The organism is Micromonospora taraxaci (assembly GCF_007830095.1).
Classification (GTDB): domain Bacteria; phylum Actinomycetota; class Actinomycetes; order Mycobacteriales; family Micromonosporaceae; genus Micromonospora; species Micromonospora taraxaci.
In genome coordinates, this window is record NZ_VIWZ01000001.1 from 951076 (window position 1) to 968439 (window position 17364).

Annotated in this window: 14 protein-coding genes and 1 pseudogene; 8 read left to right on the top strand and 7 right to left on the bottom strand. The window is 73.0% G+C overall.

Annotated features, from left to right (window positions below):
* Positions 1-213 precede the first annotated feature (213 nt).
* Positions 214-630, bottom strand: coding sequence for a helix-turn-helix domain-containing protein (locus FHU34_RS04505; protein ID WP_088987517.1), 417 nt, complete (start codon positions 628-630; stop codon positions 214-216).
* A 248-nt stretch (positions 631-878) separates the two neighbouring features.
* On the opposite strand from FHU34_RS04505, the gene FHU34_RS04510 reads away from it, so the two are divergent.
* Positions 879-1316, top strand: coding sequence for a hypothetical protein (locus FHU34_RS04510; RefSeq protein WP_145778836.1), 438 nt, complete (start codon positions 879-881; stop codon positions 1314-1316).
* Positions 1317-1478: 162 nt separating this feature from the next.
* On the opposite strand, the gene FHU34_RS04515 is transcribed toward FHU34_RS04510, so the two are convergent.
* Both FHU34_RS04515 and FHU34_RS04520 read right to left on the bottom strand, forming a co-directional pair.
* Positions 1479-2639 carry a class I SAM-dependent methyltransferase gene (locus FHU34_RS04515; protein WP_145778837.1) on the bottom strand — a complete coding sequence of 387 codons (1161 nt, stop codon included), beginning with the start codon at positions 2637-2639 and terminating at the stop codon, positions 1479-1481.
* Between the two features lie 86 nt (positions 2640-2725).
* Positions 2726-4414, bottom strand: coding sequence for a DEAD/DEAH box helicase (locus tag FHU34_RS04520; RefSeq protein ID WP_145778838.1), 1689 nt, complete (start codon positions 4412-4414; stop codon positions 2726-2728).
* A gap of 284 nt (positions 4415-4698) precedes the next feature.
* On the opposite strand from FHU34_RS04520, the gene FHU34_RS04525 reads away from it, so the two are divergent.
* Positions 4699-5349 (top strand): ferritin-like fold-containing protein, encoded by a 651-nt coding sequence (locus FHU34_RS04525; RefSeq protein WP_145778839.1) that lies wholly within the window; start codon positions 4699-4701, stop codon positions 5347-5349.
* A gap of 96 nt (positions 5350-5445) precedes the next feature.
* Here the strand turns inward: FHU34_RS04525 and FHU34_RS04530 are convergent, their stop codons facing one another.
* Complete coding sequence (locus FHU34_RS04530; protein WP_030329796.1) at positions 5446-5673, bottom strand: DUF3107 domain-containing protein; 228 nt, start codon at positions 5671-5673, stop codon at positions 5446-5448.
* 64 nt (positions 5674-5737) lie between these two features.
* Positions 5738-6376 carry a TetR/AcrR family transcriptional regulator gene (locus FHU34_RS04535; protein ID WP_030489514.1) on the bottom strand — a complete coding sequence of 213 codons (639 nt, stop codon included), beginning with the start codon at positions 6374-6376 and terminating at the stop codon, positions 5738-5740.
* 1783 nt (positions 6377-8159) lie between these two features.
* On the opposite strand from FHU34_RS04535, the pseudogene FHU34_RS34205 reads away from it, so the two are divergent.
* The 6 genes and pseudogenes from FHU34_RS34205 to FHU34_RS04565 all read left to right on the top strand — a co-directional run.
* Positions 8160-9854: pseudogene (locus FHU34_RS34205) on the top strand (DNA polymerase III subunit gamma/tau domain-containing protein); the annotation flags it as partial.
* Between the two features lie 23 nt (positions 9855-9877).
* A complete protein-coding gene (locus FHU34_RS04545) occupies positions 9878-10852 on the top strand; it encodes an alpha/beta fold hydrolase (RefSeq protein ID WP_145778840.1) in 975 nt (324 codons plus the stop codon).
* 5 nt (positions 10853-10857) lie between these two features.
* Entirely contained in the window at positions 10858-11712 is an 855-nt protein-coding gene (locus tag FHU34_RS04550) for a DUF3152 domain-containing protein (RefSeq protein WP_145778841.1), read from the top strand.
* Between the two features lie 102 nt (positions 11713-11814).
* A complete protein-coding gene (locus FHU34_RS04555) occupies positions 11815-12639 on the top strand; it encodes a DUF3152 domain-containing protein (RefSeq protein WP_145778842.1) in 825 nt (274 codons plus the stop codon).
* 123 nt (positions 12640-12762) lie between these two features.
* A complete protein-coding gene (moeZ, locus tag FHU34_RS04560) occupies positions 12763-13944 on the top strand; it encodes an adenylyltransferase/sulfurtransferase MoeZ (RefSeq protein WP_145778843.1) in 1182 nt (393 codons plus the stop codon).
* Positions 13945-14130: 186 nt separating this feature from the next.
* Positions 14131-14985 carry a prenyltransferase/squalene oxidase repeat-containing protein gene (locus FHU34_RS04565; protein ID WP_208744924.1) on the top strand — a complete coding sequence of 285 codons (855 nt, stop codon included), beginning with the start codon at positions 14131-14133 and terminating at the stop codon, positions 14983-14985.
* A gap of 4 nt (positions 14986-14989) precedes the next feature.
* Here the strand turns inward: FHU34_RS04565 and FHU34_RS04570 are convergent, their stop codons facing one another.
* Both FHU34_RS04570 and proB read right to left on the bottom strand, forming a co-directional pair.
* On the bottom strand, positions 14990-16231 hold the full coding sequence (locus tag FHU34_RS04570) for a glutamate-5-semialdehyde dehydrogenase (protein WP_145778844.1): 1242 nt from the start codon (positions 16229-16231) through the stop codon (positions 14990-14992).
* Positions 16232-16242: 11 nt separating this feature from the next.
* The gene (proB, locus tag FHU34_RS04575; protein WP_208744925.1) at positions 16243-17352 is read right to left on the bottom strand and encodes a glutamate 5-kinase; all 1110 of its coding nucleotides are present in this window, start codon (positions 17350-17352) and stop codon (positions 16243-16245) included.
* Positions 17353-17364 lie beyond the last annotated feature (12 nt).

Consider the following 17364-nt stretch of genomic DNA (forward strand, 5'->3'; position numbering starts at 1 on the left):
TCGTTCCGTTGATCATGAAGTTATCGCCACTTTCCACGGCGCGTCGTGGCAATAACTTCATGATCGATGCTCGGGCTGGGTCGGCTGTGGCGGATCGACCCGTTCCGGGCTGAGCCGGCAGATCCGCGCAACATCGGGGATGTTGCTGCTTCCGCTGCGTTTGAGGCAGCAACATCCCCGATGTTGTGACGATCTCGGGCGTGGGGCGTGGGGTTAGCCGGCGCGGCGGATGGGGCGGCGGGCCAGGTAGCGGAGCAGGTCGCGGATGTGGTGCTTCTCCTCGGCGGGGACCGTGGGATCGGCCAGCCGGTCCAGGATGGCGCGGACGTCCGCCTCGACGGGGCCGTCGTCGTGGCGTCGGCGGGGCGTGGGGCCGGCGTCGGGCAACCCGAGCGCACGGAAGGCCGCGGCGACCGGCAGATCCAGCGCGGCGCAGAAGCCGCGTACCTTCGCCAGTTCGGGATAGTCCTGCCAGTCACCAGCGAGCCAGCGGAACACGGTGGAGCGACCAACGCCCGTGTGTGAGGCAAGATCGGTCACGGTCCAGCCACGTTCGTCGCGAGCGTCATCGATGGCGCGCCGGACGAAGCGGGCGAAGGCCATCTGTGGTGATACGTCGGCTGATGCCATCCCTGTGTGTCTTTCCCCCCTGCCGGAGCACCGGGACGATGCGCCTTCCGAGGGTAGTACGCCCAAGGGCGGAAACAATTGACTGACCGCACAAACTGTCCCGTGAATGAGACTTTTTCTCCGGCAGCATGGTGCGGTCCGAAATTTGCACCGAGCGATCATCATCGTTGTTCCACTAAGCTCGGTGCCCGTCCCGGCCTGGCGTATCGCGCCTGCCGCCTCCGACCGCACCATCGCCGAGGAGCACCATGGCCGAACCGAGCCGCCCCCAGCCGTACCAGCCCGGTGCGGTGAGCCTCTTCTTCGTCGCCAAGGCCGGCGTCTTCGCTGCCGCTTTCTGGATCTGGCTGCTGGTCCTGGCGCTCCGCACCAGTTCCGCGACCGGTCTGCACGTGTTGGCCGCCACCGGCGCGATCACCACGACGCTGGTCGGTGTCGTGCTCGGTGCCCGGATGGCGTTGCAGCACAGTGCGGCCGTCCGGCACGCCGAGGTCAAGAAGCTGCTGGTGGACATCTCCTGGAACGCCTTCGCCGCGGCCGGCAACGCCGAGAGCGCGGGCAAGGTCGTCCCGTTCCCGACCGCTCCGGGAGACGGCGATCGGGCCGGCCACCGGCTCGGTGCCGACCGGGTGTCCGTCCTCGACGGCGGTGCCGGCGCCCGCGACCGCAGCGACCGCCGCCGTTAGGGCGTGTGTCAAAGCCCCTGGCCGGCCTGCGGCGGGCCCAGACGACGGCCGGCGGCGTTGGAGATGGGCTCGGATACAACACCGGTATCCAAGCCCATCTCCGCCTTGCCGGACCGCCGCCTGGACTCCGCCTCGGCACGACCGAGGACTTTGACACACGCCCTAGGCGAGCTTTTCGTCGTCGGCGGAGAGCAGGGTCTCCAGCCGAGGCGTGACCTGCCACTGGTCGACCAGCTCGCGGTACTCCGCACGCTGCGGTTCGGTCGGCCCGCCGCCGGTGCGGCGCGCACGGATCAGCAGGTTGCGCGGCGTGTGCTGGGAGTCCACGAACTCCACCACCTCGGCCCGGTACCCGTGCACCCGCAGCAACCCGGCGCGCAGCGCATCGGTGAGCACGTCGGCGAAGCGCTCGCGCAGGATGCCCTGCCGGGTCAGCAGCTCGTACGGGGACGGGGCCGGGTGGGCGCGGAGCTGCTTCGCCAGGTCGTGGTGGCAGCAGGGGGCGGCCAGCACCCAGCGGGCTTCCCAGCGCACCGCGCGAGCCAACGCCTCGTCGGTGGCGGTGTCGCAGGCGTGCAGCGCCAGCACCAGGTCGGGCGCGGGGTCGACGACGGCGTCGGCGATGGTGCCGGCCACGAAGCTGACCTGGTCGGCCCAGCCCAACCGCTGCGCCAGCTCGGTGTTGCGCTGCCGCTGGTCCTCCCGGACGTCCACACCGATCAGGTGGACGTCCAGCCCGCGACCCGTCAGGTAGCGGTACGCGGCGAACGTCAGGTAGGCGTTGCCGCAGCCCAGGTCGACGACCCGGAGCGGGCCGGTCAGGTCGTCGGGCAGGGTCGCGGCGAGGGCCCGCAGGAACGCGTCCACCTGGCGTCGTTTGGCCGCCGAGCCGCCGATCTCGGTGAAGATCGGGTCACCGGGATCGAGGAGGTATTCCTTGGCCCGGTCGTTCCCGCCCGGCGTCGCCGCCGCACGGGTGGTCGCGGCCCGGTGCACCTGAGCCTCGCCGGACTTGGTCACCCGCAGTTGGAGCGTCGCGTCGGCCGTCTCCACGTGCCAGTTGCCGAAGGGCTCGGCCAACAGTTCGTCGACCGCAACGGCGGCCTCCGCGCCGGGAGCGACGTTACGGGTGTACGGGCGAGCGCCGTCCGACGTGGAGATCTGGATGCGGGGCCCGGCCTTGAGCGTCACCGGCCGCAGCTCGGCCCGAACCATCGAGGGGCGGTGCCCACGGCGTCGTCCGGCGGCGACCGCCCGGGTCAGCGCGGGGTCGAGTAGCAGCGCCCGGACCTCGGTCAGGGCAGCGTCCAGTGGTTCCGGCATCGTTCCATCTTCGGCAGGTGGGGTGGGAAGGGAACATCCCCCGTACCGCGCGGGGCGGTGCGGGGGATGTCAGGTGTGGCTGCTGGTCAGTCGGCGGTCGCCTCGGCCGGCGTACCCGCACCGGAGCCGCCACCACGGCGACGCCGGCGGCGACGCGGCTTCGACGGCTCGCCGTCGGATGCGGCGGCCGGCTCGGTGGCGGCGGTCTCGGCGGCGATCACCGCGGTCGCCTCGCCCGCGACCACCTCGCCGGCCCGGCGACGCCGCCGACGGCGGGGGGTACGGGTGCCTTCCTCGGTGGCGTCGACCGCGGGTGCCTCGGCGACGGCCGGCGTGCCGGAGTCGGAGCGGTCACGGCGACCGTCGCCCCGACCACGGCGCTCGCCCCGCCCCTCACTGCGGCTCTCACCGCGTCGGGAACCCCGACCACCGCCGTCGCCCCGGCGGGAGCGTGTCGTCCCGCCCAGGTCCTCCTCGATCTCGGCGGACAGCCCGGCCCGGGTGCGCTCGGCAGTGGGCAGCGTGCCGCTGACCTCGGTGGAGATGTGCAGGTCGGTGTAGAGGTGCGGCGACGTGTGGTACGTCTCCGGCGGCTCCGGCATCTCCAGACCGAGGGTCTTGTCGATGATCCGCCAGCGCGGCATGTCGTCCCAGTCGACGAAGGTCACGGCCACGCCCGTCGCGCCGGCCCGGCCGGTACGACCGATCCGGTGGGTGTAGGTGTCCTGGTCTTCCGGGCAGTCGTAGTTGATCACGTGGGTGACGCCGGTGACGTCCAGCCCTCGGGCCGCCACGTCGGTGGCGACCAGAATGTCGATCTTGCCGGCGCGGAAGGCGCGCAGTGCCCGCTCGCGAGCGCCCTGGCCGAGATCACCGTGCACCGCGGCGACCGCGAACCCGCGGAAGTCGAGGTCCTCGGCGACCCGGTCGGCGGCCCGCTTGGTGCGGGTGAAGATCATGGTCAGTCCACGCCCCTCCGCCTGGAGGATGCGTGCCACCACCTCGACCTTGTTCATCGAGTGGGTGCGGTAGACCAACTGCTGGGTCTGCGGCGACGGACCGGTCTCGGCGGTGTGCCCGGCGTGGATCGTCATCGGCTGGCGCAGGAAGCGCCGGGACAGGGTGACGATCGGGTCCGGCATGGTGGCCGAGAAGAGCATCGTCTGCCGGTCTTCCGGAAGCATCGCGAGGATCTTCTCGACGTCGTCGAGGAAGCCCAGGTCGAGCATCCGGTCGGCCTCGTCGAGGACGAGGGCGTGCACCCGGTCCAGACGGAGGTGCTTCTGCTTCTGCAGGTCCATCAACCGGCCGGGGGTGCCGACCAGGATCTCGACGCCCTTGCGCAGCGCGTCGATCTGCGGCTCGTACGCCACGCCGCCGTAGATCGGCAGCACCCGGACGCCGCGCGTGCGGCCGGCGGCGGCCAGGTCCTTGGCGACCTGGATGCCCAGCTCACGGGTGGGGACGACGACCAGCGCCTGCGGGACACCGTCGCTTCCCTCGCCCGGCGCGAACACCCGATCCAACAGGGGTACGCCGAAGCCGAGGGTCTTGCCGGTGCCGGTGGGCGCCTGGCCGATCAGGTCGACGCCGCGCAGCGCGATCGGGATCGCGTACTCCTGGATGGCGAAGGCGCGGGTGATGCCGGCCGCGGCCAGAGCCTCGACGGTCTCGGCGCGGGCGCCGAGTGCGGCGAACGTGGGGGCCTCCGGTCGAACCGGGGCGGTGGGGGCCAGTTCCTGGCCGTCCATCAGATCTTGAGTCAACTCGCTCATCTGGATGTGGGGGTGCCCTCTCGTGGGTGCGCCCGTCATGTCCTCAGGGCGCGTTCGGTATGACGCGGGCCACACGGTCGGCGGCAGACTGCCGAGCCGGACCGGGCCGCACGCGCGCCGCGGGCTGAGCTTCGATCAGATCGGCGCCCACGGCAACTGCTCCATGCTACCTGAACAGGCATGCCCCCGTCCCGATTCCCATCCGGCCACTCGCCACGCGGGGCAAGCAAATGTGACCTACGTCACGTCCGCCCGAGCGTTCGGATACGGGGTAGCCTGCGCTCGTGTCCACGCCGACCACCCCCGGTCCCGCCGTCGCCGATCTGCTGGGCCTGGTCGCCTTCGGCGAACTGCTCGCCTTCGAACGAATGGCCGGTGATGCACGGCTCGCCCCTGACCTGCGCCGGCGAGCCGCGCTGAACGAGATGGCCGCCGCCGAGATCGTCAACTACCAGCGTCTCGCCGACCGGCTCGCCGCGCTAGGTGTGCCGCCGGAGGCCGCGATGGCGCCGTACGTCGAGCCGCTGCAGGCGTACCACGACTCGACCGAGCCTCGGGACTGGGCGGAGGTGGTCGCCAAGGCGTACGTCGGCGACGCCATCACCGACGACTTCATCCGGGAGATCGCCGACGCACTGGAGGAACCGGACCGGGCACTGGTGCTCGACGTCCTGCACGACTCCCGTTACGCCGAATTCGCCGCGGCCGAGATCCGGGCCGCGGTCGCCGACGACCCCCGGGTGGCCGGCCGGCTCTCCATGTGGGGGCGGCGGCTGGTCGGCGAGGCGCTGTCCCAGGCGAGCCGTGTCGCCACCGAGCGGGCCGCACTCACCACGCTCATCGCGCGGGACGACCGGGTCGACGTGCCCGGGCTGTTCGGCAGGCTCACCGCCGCGCACACCGCGCGAATGGCCGCCGCCGGGCTGAACAACTGACCGCCCAGCCGGTCGGGACCGGTCTGCGGCGGCCGGGACCGGGGCCGGCCTGCGGCAGGTGGGCCGAACGCCGACCTGCCGCGATGGCCGGACCGGTCAGCGGACGGTGAAACCAACCGCCCGGGGCGACGCCTCGGCGATCTCGACGTAGGCGACCTTCTCGACCGGAACGATGACCCGCCGGCCCTTCTCGTCGGTCAGGGAGAGCGTGCCGCCGTTACCGGCGAAGGCGTCGGTCACGATCTGCTCGATCTCGGCCGGCGACTGCGCGCTGTCCAGTACCAGCTCGCGCGGCGCGTACTGCACGCCGATCTTGACCTCCACTGTGCCTCCTCAACTGGGGCGAAAGAACCGCCCTGCGAAGGCTATCCGATCACGGGGTCGACGGTCAGGCTGACTCACCTTGCAGCGGGAAGCTCGCGATGCCCCGCCACGACAGTGCGGCCACCAACGCCTCGGCCTCGGCCTTCGGCACCTGCCGGCCACCGGCCAGCCAGAACTGCGCGGCCGTCTCGGCGGCGCCGACCAGCCCGGAGGCGAGCAGTTCGGCGTGCGCCCGGCTCACCCCGGTGTCCGAGATGATGGTGTCGGTGATCGCCGCGATGCAGCCCTGCTCGACCCGCTCCACCCGCTGCCGCACCGCCGGGTCGTTGCGCAGATCCGACTCGAAGACGAGCCGGAACGCCTCGCTCTCGTGGTCGACGAAGTCGAAGTACGCGCGCACCGAGGCGCTGACCCGTTCCTTGTTGTCACTGGTGCCGCGCATCGCGTCCTGCACCTGAGCGACGATGGCGTCACAGTGCGTGTCGAGCAGCGCCAGGTAAAGGTCCATCTTCCCGGGGAAGTGTTGGTAGAGCACCGGCTTCGACACCCCGGCCCGCTCGGCGATGTCGTCCATCGCGGCGGCGTGGTAGCCCTGGGCGACGAACACCTCCTGCGCCGCAGCGAGAAGCTGCTTACGACGCGCGGAGCGGGGCAGGCGGGTGGGCCGGCCAGCGGTCTGTGCACCATTCCCCGCAGCGGTCATGGGATCCTCCGAGTTCTCCGTACGAGCCGGCATTTTCCCCCCAGACCGGCGAGGTCACTGACCACCGTCGTGGAAATGGCCCGCCGCTGTAACTTATCGCCACTCTCGGCACACGGTAGCCTCAGCGGGGGCGACCAAGGAGCGCGCGGTGAGTGAAACAGGGCAACCCGGAGCCGCCACCCCGGGAGAACACGGTGACGGAGCGGGTCAGCACGACGACCCGAGTCGTCCCGTCAGTGGGTGGGCGCCTCAGGCAGGTGGGTGGCCCCGAGCCGCCGACCGCGAGGATGCCCGGGAGCAGGCGCCGCGCTGGCAGCCCGACCCGGCTTCCGGCTGGCGTGCCTCCTCCACCCGACACGGCGACCTTCCGTCGCCCCTGGCCGGGTCGCCCGGCGACCCGGAGCCACCGGCTCGGGCCAACGGCCACCACGCCAACGGTGTCCGCCACCCGGACGACACCAACGGCGTCCGTCGCCCCGGTCTCGAACCGACCGGGGGACGTCCCACGCCGGTGAGCGCACCGCCCGGGCTGCCCGGCGAGGGGCGACCCGAGGCGGCCAGCGACCGGTTGGTGGTTCCCGCGCAACGTCCCGTGCCGCCGGCGGAGCAGGGCGGCGGCGAGCCGGACACGGGCGCCGGTCCACGTTCCACAGCCGATCCCGCCGCCGCGCATCGCGCCCGTTGGGCCGAGCCCGGGCTGCCCACCTCGGCGCCGCCGGCCGTCCAGGTGCCGCCCGTCGGCACCGCCGCGTCGGGCTTCGAGGTGCCGCCCGGCTTCCATGCGCCGATCGCGGAACGGCTCGCGGCCGACGACCCGTCGGCCGCGTCACGCGACTGGCGGGACCCGCTGACGCCGGAGCCTCCGGCAGCGCCGGGGCGCACCCCGGGGCCGGACGCGCACGCCGAAGCGGCCGATCCGGGTCGCGGTGCTGAGCCGGGTCGCGGCGCCGAAGGCCCCCGCTCGGGAGAGACGCGCCGCGCCGGGGAGCCGCCGGCCGTCGAGCCGGACTGGTCGGGGCCGAGCTGGAACCGTCCGAGCTGGGACCGTGGTTGGGCACCGCCCTGGTCCCGGCAGAACGACGAGCCGGACGGCCCGCCGACGCGGGACGATTCCGCGTCCGGCTGGGTCGCCGATCCGGTCCAGCCATACGAGCCGGTACGGGCCGAGTCACCCCGCCCGTACGAACCGGTCCGCGCCGATTCACCGCGTGGGTACGAGCCCGCGCGAGGTGAGGCCGCGTCCGAATCCGCGCCGGACAATCCTGTCGAACCGGCCAGCGTGCCGCCGACCGCCCGCCCGTCCTGGGCTGCTCCGTCCGCTGCGCCACCTGCCGATCGTTCCCTCCGGTCCGTCGACTCGGACCCGTCCCCGACCAGCGGCCCGCCGGTGTCGTCGCCGGCACCGCCGCCCGCCGTGGGACGCCCGTCCTGGGCCGGTGGCCCGGCCCCGACCAGTGGGCCGCCGGCCGAGCGCCCGTCCTGGGCCGATGGTCCGACGCCGACCAGTGGGCCGCCGGCCGAGCGCCCGTCCTGGGCCGGGTCCGGGGCTACCAGTGCCTCCCGGGGCGACCGCCCGTCCTGGGCCGGCGGAGGCGATGCCGAACCGAGCAGCGCCGCACCCACCCGGCCGTCCTGGGCCGGGGGAGCCGACCCGGCGCCGACCAGCGCTCCGCCGTCCCGGCCGTCCTGGGCTGGCGGAGCCGATGCCGAGCCGACCAGCGCTCCGCCGTCACGCCCGTCCTGGGCCACCAGCCCGGCGTCGCCCGCCACACCGCCTCCGGCGCCTGCGGGGGCACCTCCCACGCTGGCCGACCCGCCACCGGCTCCGGCGGGCCCGCCGTTGGTGGCGGAACGCCCCTCCTGGGCCGGTGGTTCGCCGACCGGTTCGGCAACCCCGAGCAGGGACGAGCGGCCGGACTGGTCCGAGGGGCGCATTCCCGCCACCCCGGTCGAACGTCCTTCCTGGGCGGCGATCCAGTCCGCCAAACGCCCCCGTGGGGGTGACGACGAGACCCCGGGCCCGACCCGGCCCGAGGTTCGGCCGACCGGGCCATTCCGGCTCCGTCCAGCGACGCCGGAGTCGCCCGGCCCGGTCGAGTCACACCGCCCGATCGCGCCGCCGAACGCCCCGTCACCCACCGATGTCACGTCGTCCTCGACGGGGGCGGTGCCACCCCCCGCCGCGAACGGGCCCGAACCCCGCGACCGCCCCGCCCCCGCGCCCGCCTCCCCCTATGCGGCTCGCCGATCCGCACCCGACCCGGCGTCGTCCGCCGCCGACGACCGGCAGTCGGACCCGAAAGCGGTGGTGCTGCCGCAGCGCGTTCCCGCGGAGCCGGACGTGCCCGTCGTGCCGGAGCCGCCAGCTGTGGACCCACCCGCCGAAACCCCGGAACTCGCCCGCATCGCCACTCACCTCCGCCGCGACGACGAGCCGGCACCGTTGCGGGAGCGCCCCGAGGGGTTCGACGTCAACGCGATCCTGGACGCCGTCCGTGAGGTGGCAGGTGTCCGCGACGCCGCGCTGCGCCGTACCCCGGCCGGAGCGCACAGCCTGCGACTCGACCTGGCCGACGGTGCCGACCCGGCCGAGGTGAGCCGACAGGTGGCCCGCCTGCTCCAGGACCGCATGGGGCTGGCCGCCGCGCCGCAGAACGTGCCCGGCATGCCCAGCACGCCGCCCCCGCCGGTCCGCCGGCGCGTGGCCGAGCCACGGGTCGCCGAACGACGTACCCCGGATTCCCCGACCCCGGCTCTGCGCGATGCCGGCGCCGACCCGCGTGGCGGTGAGGCTCGGGCGGCCGATTCGACGGGGCCCATCCGACCGTCCGGCGGTCGCGTGGAGGCCGTGCCGACAGGCCCGGAGCAGAGGCCGGGCACTGACGTCTCGCGCCGCCGCCGGTCGAACGCGCCGCACCGGGGTCGCGCCACCGTCGAGGAGCCGGGGTCGGTTTCGGCCGCGCCGGCTGGTGCCGCCACCGGCAGCCCGGCGACGCTCGGTACGTCGTACTCCGGTGGTCAGGTGACCACGACGGAGTCGGCGCCGTCCCGGCCGTTGGAGACGGGCGGCGCGCCGGGGCCACGGGTGGTGATCGACCACGTACAGGTCAGCACCTTCGGCCTGGACGCGAACGTGGAGGTCCGGCTGCTGGCCGGGGGCGAGACCGCCTCCGGGTACGCCACCGGCCCGGCGGTGGACGGCTACGTGCTGCGGCTCTGCGCGGTGGCGGCGGCGGCAGCGGTCGACGAGTTGCTGCGCGGCGCCGACAACGCCGAGCGGGGGCGCTGCTTCGTCGAGCACGCCGCGGTGGTGCCGTTCGGCAACTGTGAAGTGGCCACTGTGGTGGCACTGCTCGTCTGTGAGGGCTGGGTCGAGCAGCTCGCCGGCTCGGCTCTGGTCGCCGGTGATCCCCGGCAGGCGGTGGTCCGGGCGACGCTGGCAGCGGTGAACCGTCGGCTGGAGGCGCTGCTGTCCTGAGTGGTCCGGGGCAGACTGGAACGATGAGAAGCGCCACCCTCTGGCCGGACCACCTGCTTCCCGACGACCATGTTCCCCCGCCGTGGCCGGGCCGGGAGGTCCGCCTCGACGGCCTGGTCACGTACGTGCGGGACACTCCGGCCACAGCCGCTGGCGCGGAGCCGGCGCTGTACGTGCACGGGCTGGGCGGGTCGTCGCAGAACTGGACCGACCTGGCCGGGCTGCTCGCCGACCGGCTGGACGGTCAGGCGATCGACCTGCCCGGCTTCGGTCGTAGCGAGCCGGGGCCCCGCTACACGATCCCGGCGTTCGCGGACCTCGTCGTCCGCTGGATCGAGCACTCCGACCGTGGTCCGGTGCACCTGTTCGGCAACTCGCTGGGCGGAGCGGTGGCGGTCCAGGTGGCCGGGCTCCGGCCCGACCTGGTCCGTACGCTCACCCTGATCTCCCCGGCTCTGCCGTTCCTGGACTTCCGTCGCTCGTTGCAGGGGCGGATGCTGCCGGTGCTCGCCATTCCGCGCGGCGAACGGTTGGTCGCCCGGCGCCTCACCCAGCTTCCGCCCGAGGTGATGGCCCAGCAGGTGTTGGAGGCCTGCGTCGCCGATCTCACCCGGATCTGCGACCAACGTCGGGCCGAGGCGCTGGAGGAGATCCGGGTCCGCTACGAGGCGGAGCACTACGCGGCCGCGTACGTCCGGACGTTCCGTGGTCTGGTCTCCAGCTTCCTGCGGGCGTACCTGCCGGGGCCGGGTTCGTTGTGGCGGCTCGCCGAGGCGGTACGCGCACCGACGCTGGTGGTGGGTGGCCGTCAGGATCGTCTGGTCGACGTGCGGGTCGCGCCGCAGACCGCGCGGGTCATTCGTGACAGCCGGTTGATGATGCTCGACGGCGTCGGTCATGTGGCGCAGTTGGAGGTGCCCCGACTGGTGGCCCGAGCGGTGATCGGGCTGCTCGCCGAAACGGGGGACTCCGTTGGGCGGTCCGATCTGGCAGGCTGAGCCCGATGCCCAGCTCAGCCCGCCTCCCGGCCCGTCGTCAGCGACGCTTCGCTCTGTTCGCCCAACTGGTGGCGGTGGTGCTGGCGGTGAGCGCGGCGGTGACCGTGATCGCGGAGGGGCCGGGTGGGCACCCCGGCGCCGAACGGTTGGCCGCCGACGAGATCTCCACGGTGCCGCCACTGGTGGCCGCGCCACTGCCGCCGTCGGTCAGCCCGTCGCCCTCCGCGGCGGTGCCGTCCAGCCCGCCTCCGGTGCTGCGGATGCCCGGTGCGGTCCCGAGCGCCGGCAGCGGCGATTTCGGGTACGACGCCCGCTCCGGTCCGGTGCTGGGGCGAGCGGGTGAGGTGCGTCGTTTCCGGGTCGCTGTGGAGTCGGGCAGCAACGAGGATGCGGGGGAGTTCGCGCTGGCGGTCCAGACGGCGCTCGCCGGTCCGGGCAGTTGGGTGGACAGTGGCAGGCTGCGGCTGCAACAGGTGCCGGGGGGCGCGCCTCGCGACTTCACCGTCTACCTGGCGACGGCCCGCACGGCGGGTCGCATGTGTGCCGACGGGGGAGTGGACATCCGGGTCGGGGGTCGGCCGTACACGTCCTGTCGTGCGCCCGGCCAGGTGATCATCAACCTGGATCGGTGGCGGCTGTCCGTGCCGCACTTCGTCTCGGCCGGGGTGCCGTTGTCGGTCTACCGGACGTACGTGGTCAACCACGAGGTGGGTCACCAGCTCGGGCACCGGCACGAGCGCTGCCCGGGCGCGGGCCGACCGGCGCCGGTGATGATGCAGCAGACGCTCTTCTGGAACGGGTGCCGGGTCAACCCGTGGCCGTACCTCGAAGGGCGTCGCTACAGCGGCCCCGCCCTCTGAGTGACGGGTCGACACGCCGACCTGCTACCCCTCCATCAGGCGTCTTGCGGCAATAGCTCCAAAAATGGAGAAATGCCCGAATAATCTGGCAGGCTCGTCGTCATGACGCCGTCGTCCCGATACGGCCCGCCCCAGCCGCCCGACCCGTCGGGCGGGTCGGTGTACGTGCGTCCCACGCTGGCCCGGATGCACCGGCGGCGTCGCCGCACCCTGCTGTTCGGCCTGCTCGTGTTGACCGCCGCCATCGGCGTGCCGCTGGCCAGGGGCGACGGTGAGCCGGCGGCCGTCACTCCTGCCGTCACCACCCAGGGCGGCACGGGGCGCGGCGGTGGGGCTGCGCATCCGGTGCCCACCAGCTATCCGTCGGTCGGTGCCGGACGGTTCACCGCTGCCGACGGCGAGACATCAGTGCACGGCACGGACGGCCCGCTGCGCCGGTACCGGGTCGTCGTCGAACGAGGCACCGGCCAGGACGCCGAGGCCTTCGCCACCCGAGTGGACGAGGTACTGGCCGACCCACGGAGCTGGATCGCCTCCGGCGAGCTGCGGGTGCAGCGGGTGGCCGACGCCGGTGCCGCCGACTTCACCATCTACCTGGCCACCCCTGTCACGTCCGAACGGATGTGCGCCGAGGGTGGGCTGACCACCGAGCGCTACACCTCCTGCCGCCTGCCCGGCCAGGTCATCATCAACCTGGCCCGCTGGATGGAGGCGGTCCCCGACTACGGCGCCTCGCTGGACACCTACCGCACCTACGTGATCAACCACGAGGTCGGCCACGAGTTCGGCGAACAGCACGAGGCCTGCCCCGCGCCGGGTGAGCCCGCCCCGGTGATGCAGCAGCAGACGTACGGCCTGGATGGGTGCGTCGCCAACGCCTGGCCCTACCTCGACGGCCGTCGCTACGCGGGTGACATCGTCCCCTGATCGACGGCATCGTCGGTTATTCCCGCTCCCGCATCGCGGACCACGTGTCCTCCCTCATGGCCGAGCAGGGCCCCCGCGAGCAACAATGGCGCGGTTCACACCGCCGATCCCGGGGAGTCCACCGTGTCGTTGCCCCCGCTCGTCGAGCCCGCCGCCGAGCTGACCGTTGACGAGATCCGCCGCTACTCACGCCACCTGATCATCCCGGATGTCGGGGTAGCCGGGCAGAAGCGGCTCAAGAACGCCCGGGTGCTCTGTGTCGGCGCAGGTGGCCTCGGGTCGCCCGCCCTGCTATACCTCGCCGCGGCCGGGGTCGGCACGCTCGGCATCATCGACTTCGACACCGTCGACGAGTCGAACCTCCAGCGCCAGGTCATCCACGGTGTGTCCGACGTCGGTCGGTCCAAGGCCGAGTCCGCCGCGGCGTCGATCCGCGAGATCAACCCGCTGGTCAACGTGGAGATCCACAACACCGCGCTGGACCGGGAGAACGTCCGCGAGATCTTCGCCCAGTACGACCTGATCGTCGACGGCACCGACAACTTCGCCACCCGCTACATGGTCAACGACGCTGCGGTGCTGCTCGGCAAGCCGTACGTGTGGGGCTCGATCTACCGCTTCGACGGCCAGGCGTCGGTGTTCTGGGCCGAACACGGCCCCTGCTACCGCTGCCTCTACCCGGAGCCGCCGCCGCCCGGCATGGTTCCCTCCTGCGCCGAGGGTGGCGTGCTGGGTGTGCTCTGCGCGTCGATCGGCTCGATCCAGGTGAACGAGGCGATCAAGCTGCTCACCGGCATCGGCGAGCCCCTGGTCGGCCGTCTGATGGTCTACGACGCCCTGGAGATGGAATACCGCAAGATCAAGGTTCGCAAGGACCCGAACTGCGCGCTCTGCGGCGAGAACCCGACGGTCACCGACCTGCTGGAAGACTACGAGGACTTCTGCGGCGCGGTCTCCGAGGAGGCCCAGGAGGCGACGCTCGACTCGACCATCACCGCCCTGGAACTCAAGGAGTGGCAGGACGCCGGCAAGGACATCTTCCTGGTCGACGTGCGGGAGCCGGCCGAGTACGAAATCGTCCGGATCCCCGGCGCCACCCTGATCCCCAAGGGCGACATCATCTCCGGCGAGGCCCTCGCGAAGCTGCCGCAGGACCGGCAGATCGTGCTGCACTGCAAGTCCGGCGTCCGCTCGGCGGAGGCGCTCGCGGCGCTCAAGGCGGCCGGTTTCCGCGACGCCGTACACGTGCAGGGCGGCGTGCTCTCCTGGATCAAGCAGATCGACCCGTCGCTGCCGGCGTACTGATCGACCGGGCCGGGGCGGCCGAGCGGGCCGCACCCGGCCCGCAACGGCCGCCCCGGCAACCGCCGGCTCGTCGCGGCAAATCGACGCAAGTCACGCTGGGTGGCCCTGCGGTCGGAGCGACGCAGCCATGCCGGGCCAACCGATTCCCCGAGGCGCGATCGCGTCTGCGCAGGTAGCGTTCCCGCCGTGGTCGACTTGGAAGCCGCGATCGGGTTCGTCGTGGCGCACGGTGATGCGGTGGAACGCGCCCGCCTCTCCTGGCTGCGCAACGGCACCGCGGTGCCCGCCGAACTGTTGGCGACGGCGGAGGTCGGCCAGTCGTCAGACGGTGGCTGGCCGGCCACCTGGGGCGGTGAGGTGGCTTCGATCGACGCCACCTGCTTCCGGCTCGCCGAGTTGGACGACCTGGGAGCGCTCGGTCGTCCCGCCGCGCGTCGGGCACTCGACTGGCTGGCGTCGCGGCAGCAGGCCGACGGTGGTTGGGACGAGGACGCGTCGCTGGCCGACTCGGCCCCGGAGTGGGCCCGACCCGGCGACCCGGAAGCCGGGTTCCTCGTGTCGGCCAATGCCGGTTTCTGGCTCACCGTCGCCGGCCGGGACGCCCGCGCCTCGGGCCCGCTCGACCATCGGGTCGGTGGGGCGTACGCCGGGGTGGTGCAGGCGGCGGCCCAATCCCTGGCCGCGCGGCTGCGTCCGGACGGCAGTTGGCCGTCGTACCTCGCCGCCGGGTGGTTGAGCGCGGCGGTGCTGCACCGCCAGGAGATGTTCCAGGAGTCGGCGCGGATCCAGGTGGTGCTCGCCGAACGGATGCCGAAGATGTCCCCGGGTGATGTGACGTGGTTGGCGGCCACCCTGCGCCGGGCCGGCATCGACCCGCAGGACTGGATCATGGTGCGGGCCCTGCGCCGGCTGGCCGAGACCCAGCGCAGCGACGGCGGCTGGGAGAGCGACGACGGCCACCAGTTCGACGTGCACGCCACGCTCTCCGCGATCCGGGCCGCCCGGCCCACGCCGGCCGCGGCGGGCGTGACTGCCCGCTGAGTGCCTAGCGCAGGTGACCGTCGCCGGTGACCACGTACTTGGTGCTGGTCAGCTCGGGCAGACCCATCGGGCCACGGGCGTGCAGTTTCTGGGTGGAGATGCCGATCTCCGCGCCGAACCCGAACTCACCGCCGTCGGTGAACCGGGTCGAGGCGTTGACCATCACCGCCGCCGCGTCCACCCGCGCGACGAAGTCGCGGGCCGCGCTCGCTGAGTCGGTGAGGATCGCCTCGGTGTGTCCGGTGCCGAAGCGGCGGATGTGCGCGACCGCCGCGTCCAGTGAGTCGACCACCGCGACCGAGATGTCGGCGGACAGGTACTCGGTGGCGAAGTCCTCCTCGGTGGCCGGGACGACGGCTGCGGAGTACGCGGCCACCTCGGGGGAGCCATGCACTGTCACCCCCGCCTCCGCGAGCGCGGCCAGCATCGGCGGCAGGAACGCGTCGGCGACGTCCGCGTGCACCAGCAGCGACTCGGCCGTGTTGCAGGTGGACAGGCGCTGCGTCTTGGCGTTCAGCGTCACCGCGACCGCCTTCGCCACGTCGGCGGCGGCGTCCACGTAGACGTGGCAGTTGCCCACCCCGGTCTCGATCACCGGCACTGTCGACTCCTCGACCACGGTGCGGATCAACGACGCGCCGCCACGTGGAATGAGCACGTCGACGAGCCCTCGGGCGCGCATCAGCTCCTTGACCGAGTCGCGGGAGCTGGCGTCGAGCAACTGCACCGCGTCAGCCGGCAGCCCGGCCCCGGCCACCGCGTCGCGCAGCACCTCGACCAGCGCGGCGTTGGAGTGCGCGGCCGACGACGACCCGCGCAGCAGCGCCGCGTTGCCGGACTTGAGGCAGATCCCGGCGGCGTCCACAGTCACGTTCGGCCGCGCCTCGTAGATGATGCCGACGACCCCGAACGGCACCCGGATCTGACGCAGCTCCAGCCCGTTGGGCAGGGTGGAACCGCGGACCACCTCGCCGACCGGGTCGGGCAGCGCGGCCATCTGGCGCAGCGCGTCGGCGATGCCGGCCACCCGGCCCGCGTCGAGGGCGAGCCGGTCCAGCACGGCCGCGCTCAGCCCGGCCTCGCCCCCGGCCGCCAGGTCCGCCTCGTTGGCGGTCAGGATCTCCGGGGTACGCGCCACCAGCGCATCGGCCATCGCCACCAGCGCGGCGTCCTTGACCGTACGGGTGGCAGTGGCCAGGTCAGCGGCGGCGTTCCGCGCCCGCTTCGCCTGCTCGACGACGGTCATGCCAGCACTCCTCACAGCAGCACGAGGTCGTCGCGGTGGACGACCTCTCGTTCGTACGCCGGACCGAGCGCCGCGGCGAGTTCGGACGTGGAGCGGCCGAGCAGCCCGGGCAGCTCCACCGCGTCGTAGTTGACCAGACCCCGGGCGACCGACGCGCCGGCGGTGTCCACCAGGTCCACCGGGTCGCCCGCGGTGAACGTGCCGTCCACGGCGGTGATGCCGGCCGGGAGCAGCGACTTGCGCCGCCCGACGACGGCGGCGACCGCGCCCGGGTCGAGGTGCAACCGGCCCCGGGGTGACGTGGCGTGGGCCAGCCAGAACAGCCGGGCCGTCGGGCGTTGCCGCTGCGGGTGGAACAGCGTGCCGACGGGTTCGCCGGCCAACGCCGGACCGGCCAGGTCGGCGGCGGTGAGCACCACCGGGATGCCGAAGCCGGTGGCGATCCGGGCGGCCTCGACCTTGGTCACCATGCCGCCGGTGCCGACGCCGGACCGGCCCGCCCCGCCGATGGTGATCCCGGCGAGATCCGCGTCGCCGTGAACCTCGGAGATCCGCGTCGACTGCGGCTTGGTGGGGTCGCCGGTCCAGAGCGCGTCCACGTCGGAGAGGAGAACCAGCAGGTCGGCGTGCACCAGCGCGGCCACCAGCGCGGCCAACCGGTCGTTGTCGCCGAACCGGATCTCCTGGGTGGCCACCGTGTCGTTCTCGTTGACGATCGGCACAGCCCGCAGGTCGAGCAGTTTGCGCAGCGTGCGGTACGCGTTGCGGTAGTGCGCCCGCCGGGTCACGTCGTCGACGGTGAGCAGCACCTGCCCCACAGTGCGGCCGTGCCGGGCGAAGCTGGCCGCGTACCGGCCGATCAGGAGGCCCTGCCCGACGCTGGCGGCGGCCTGCTGGGTGGCCAGGTCGCGCGGGCGTCGGGGGAGCCCGAGTGGGGCGAGGCCGGCGGCGATCGCGCCGGAGGACACCAGGACCACCTCGCGCCCCTCGGCGGCGAGCCGACCGAGGATGTCGACGAGCGCGTCGACGCGCTTCTCGGCCAGACCGCCGGTGGCGGTGGTCAACGAGGAGGATCCGATCTTGACGACGACCCGCCGGGCCGCCGTGACTGCGTCGCGCACCCGCCCATTCTG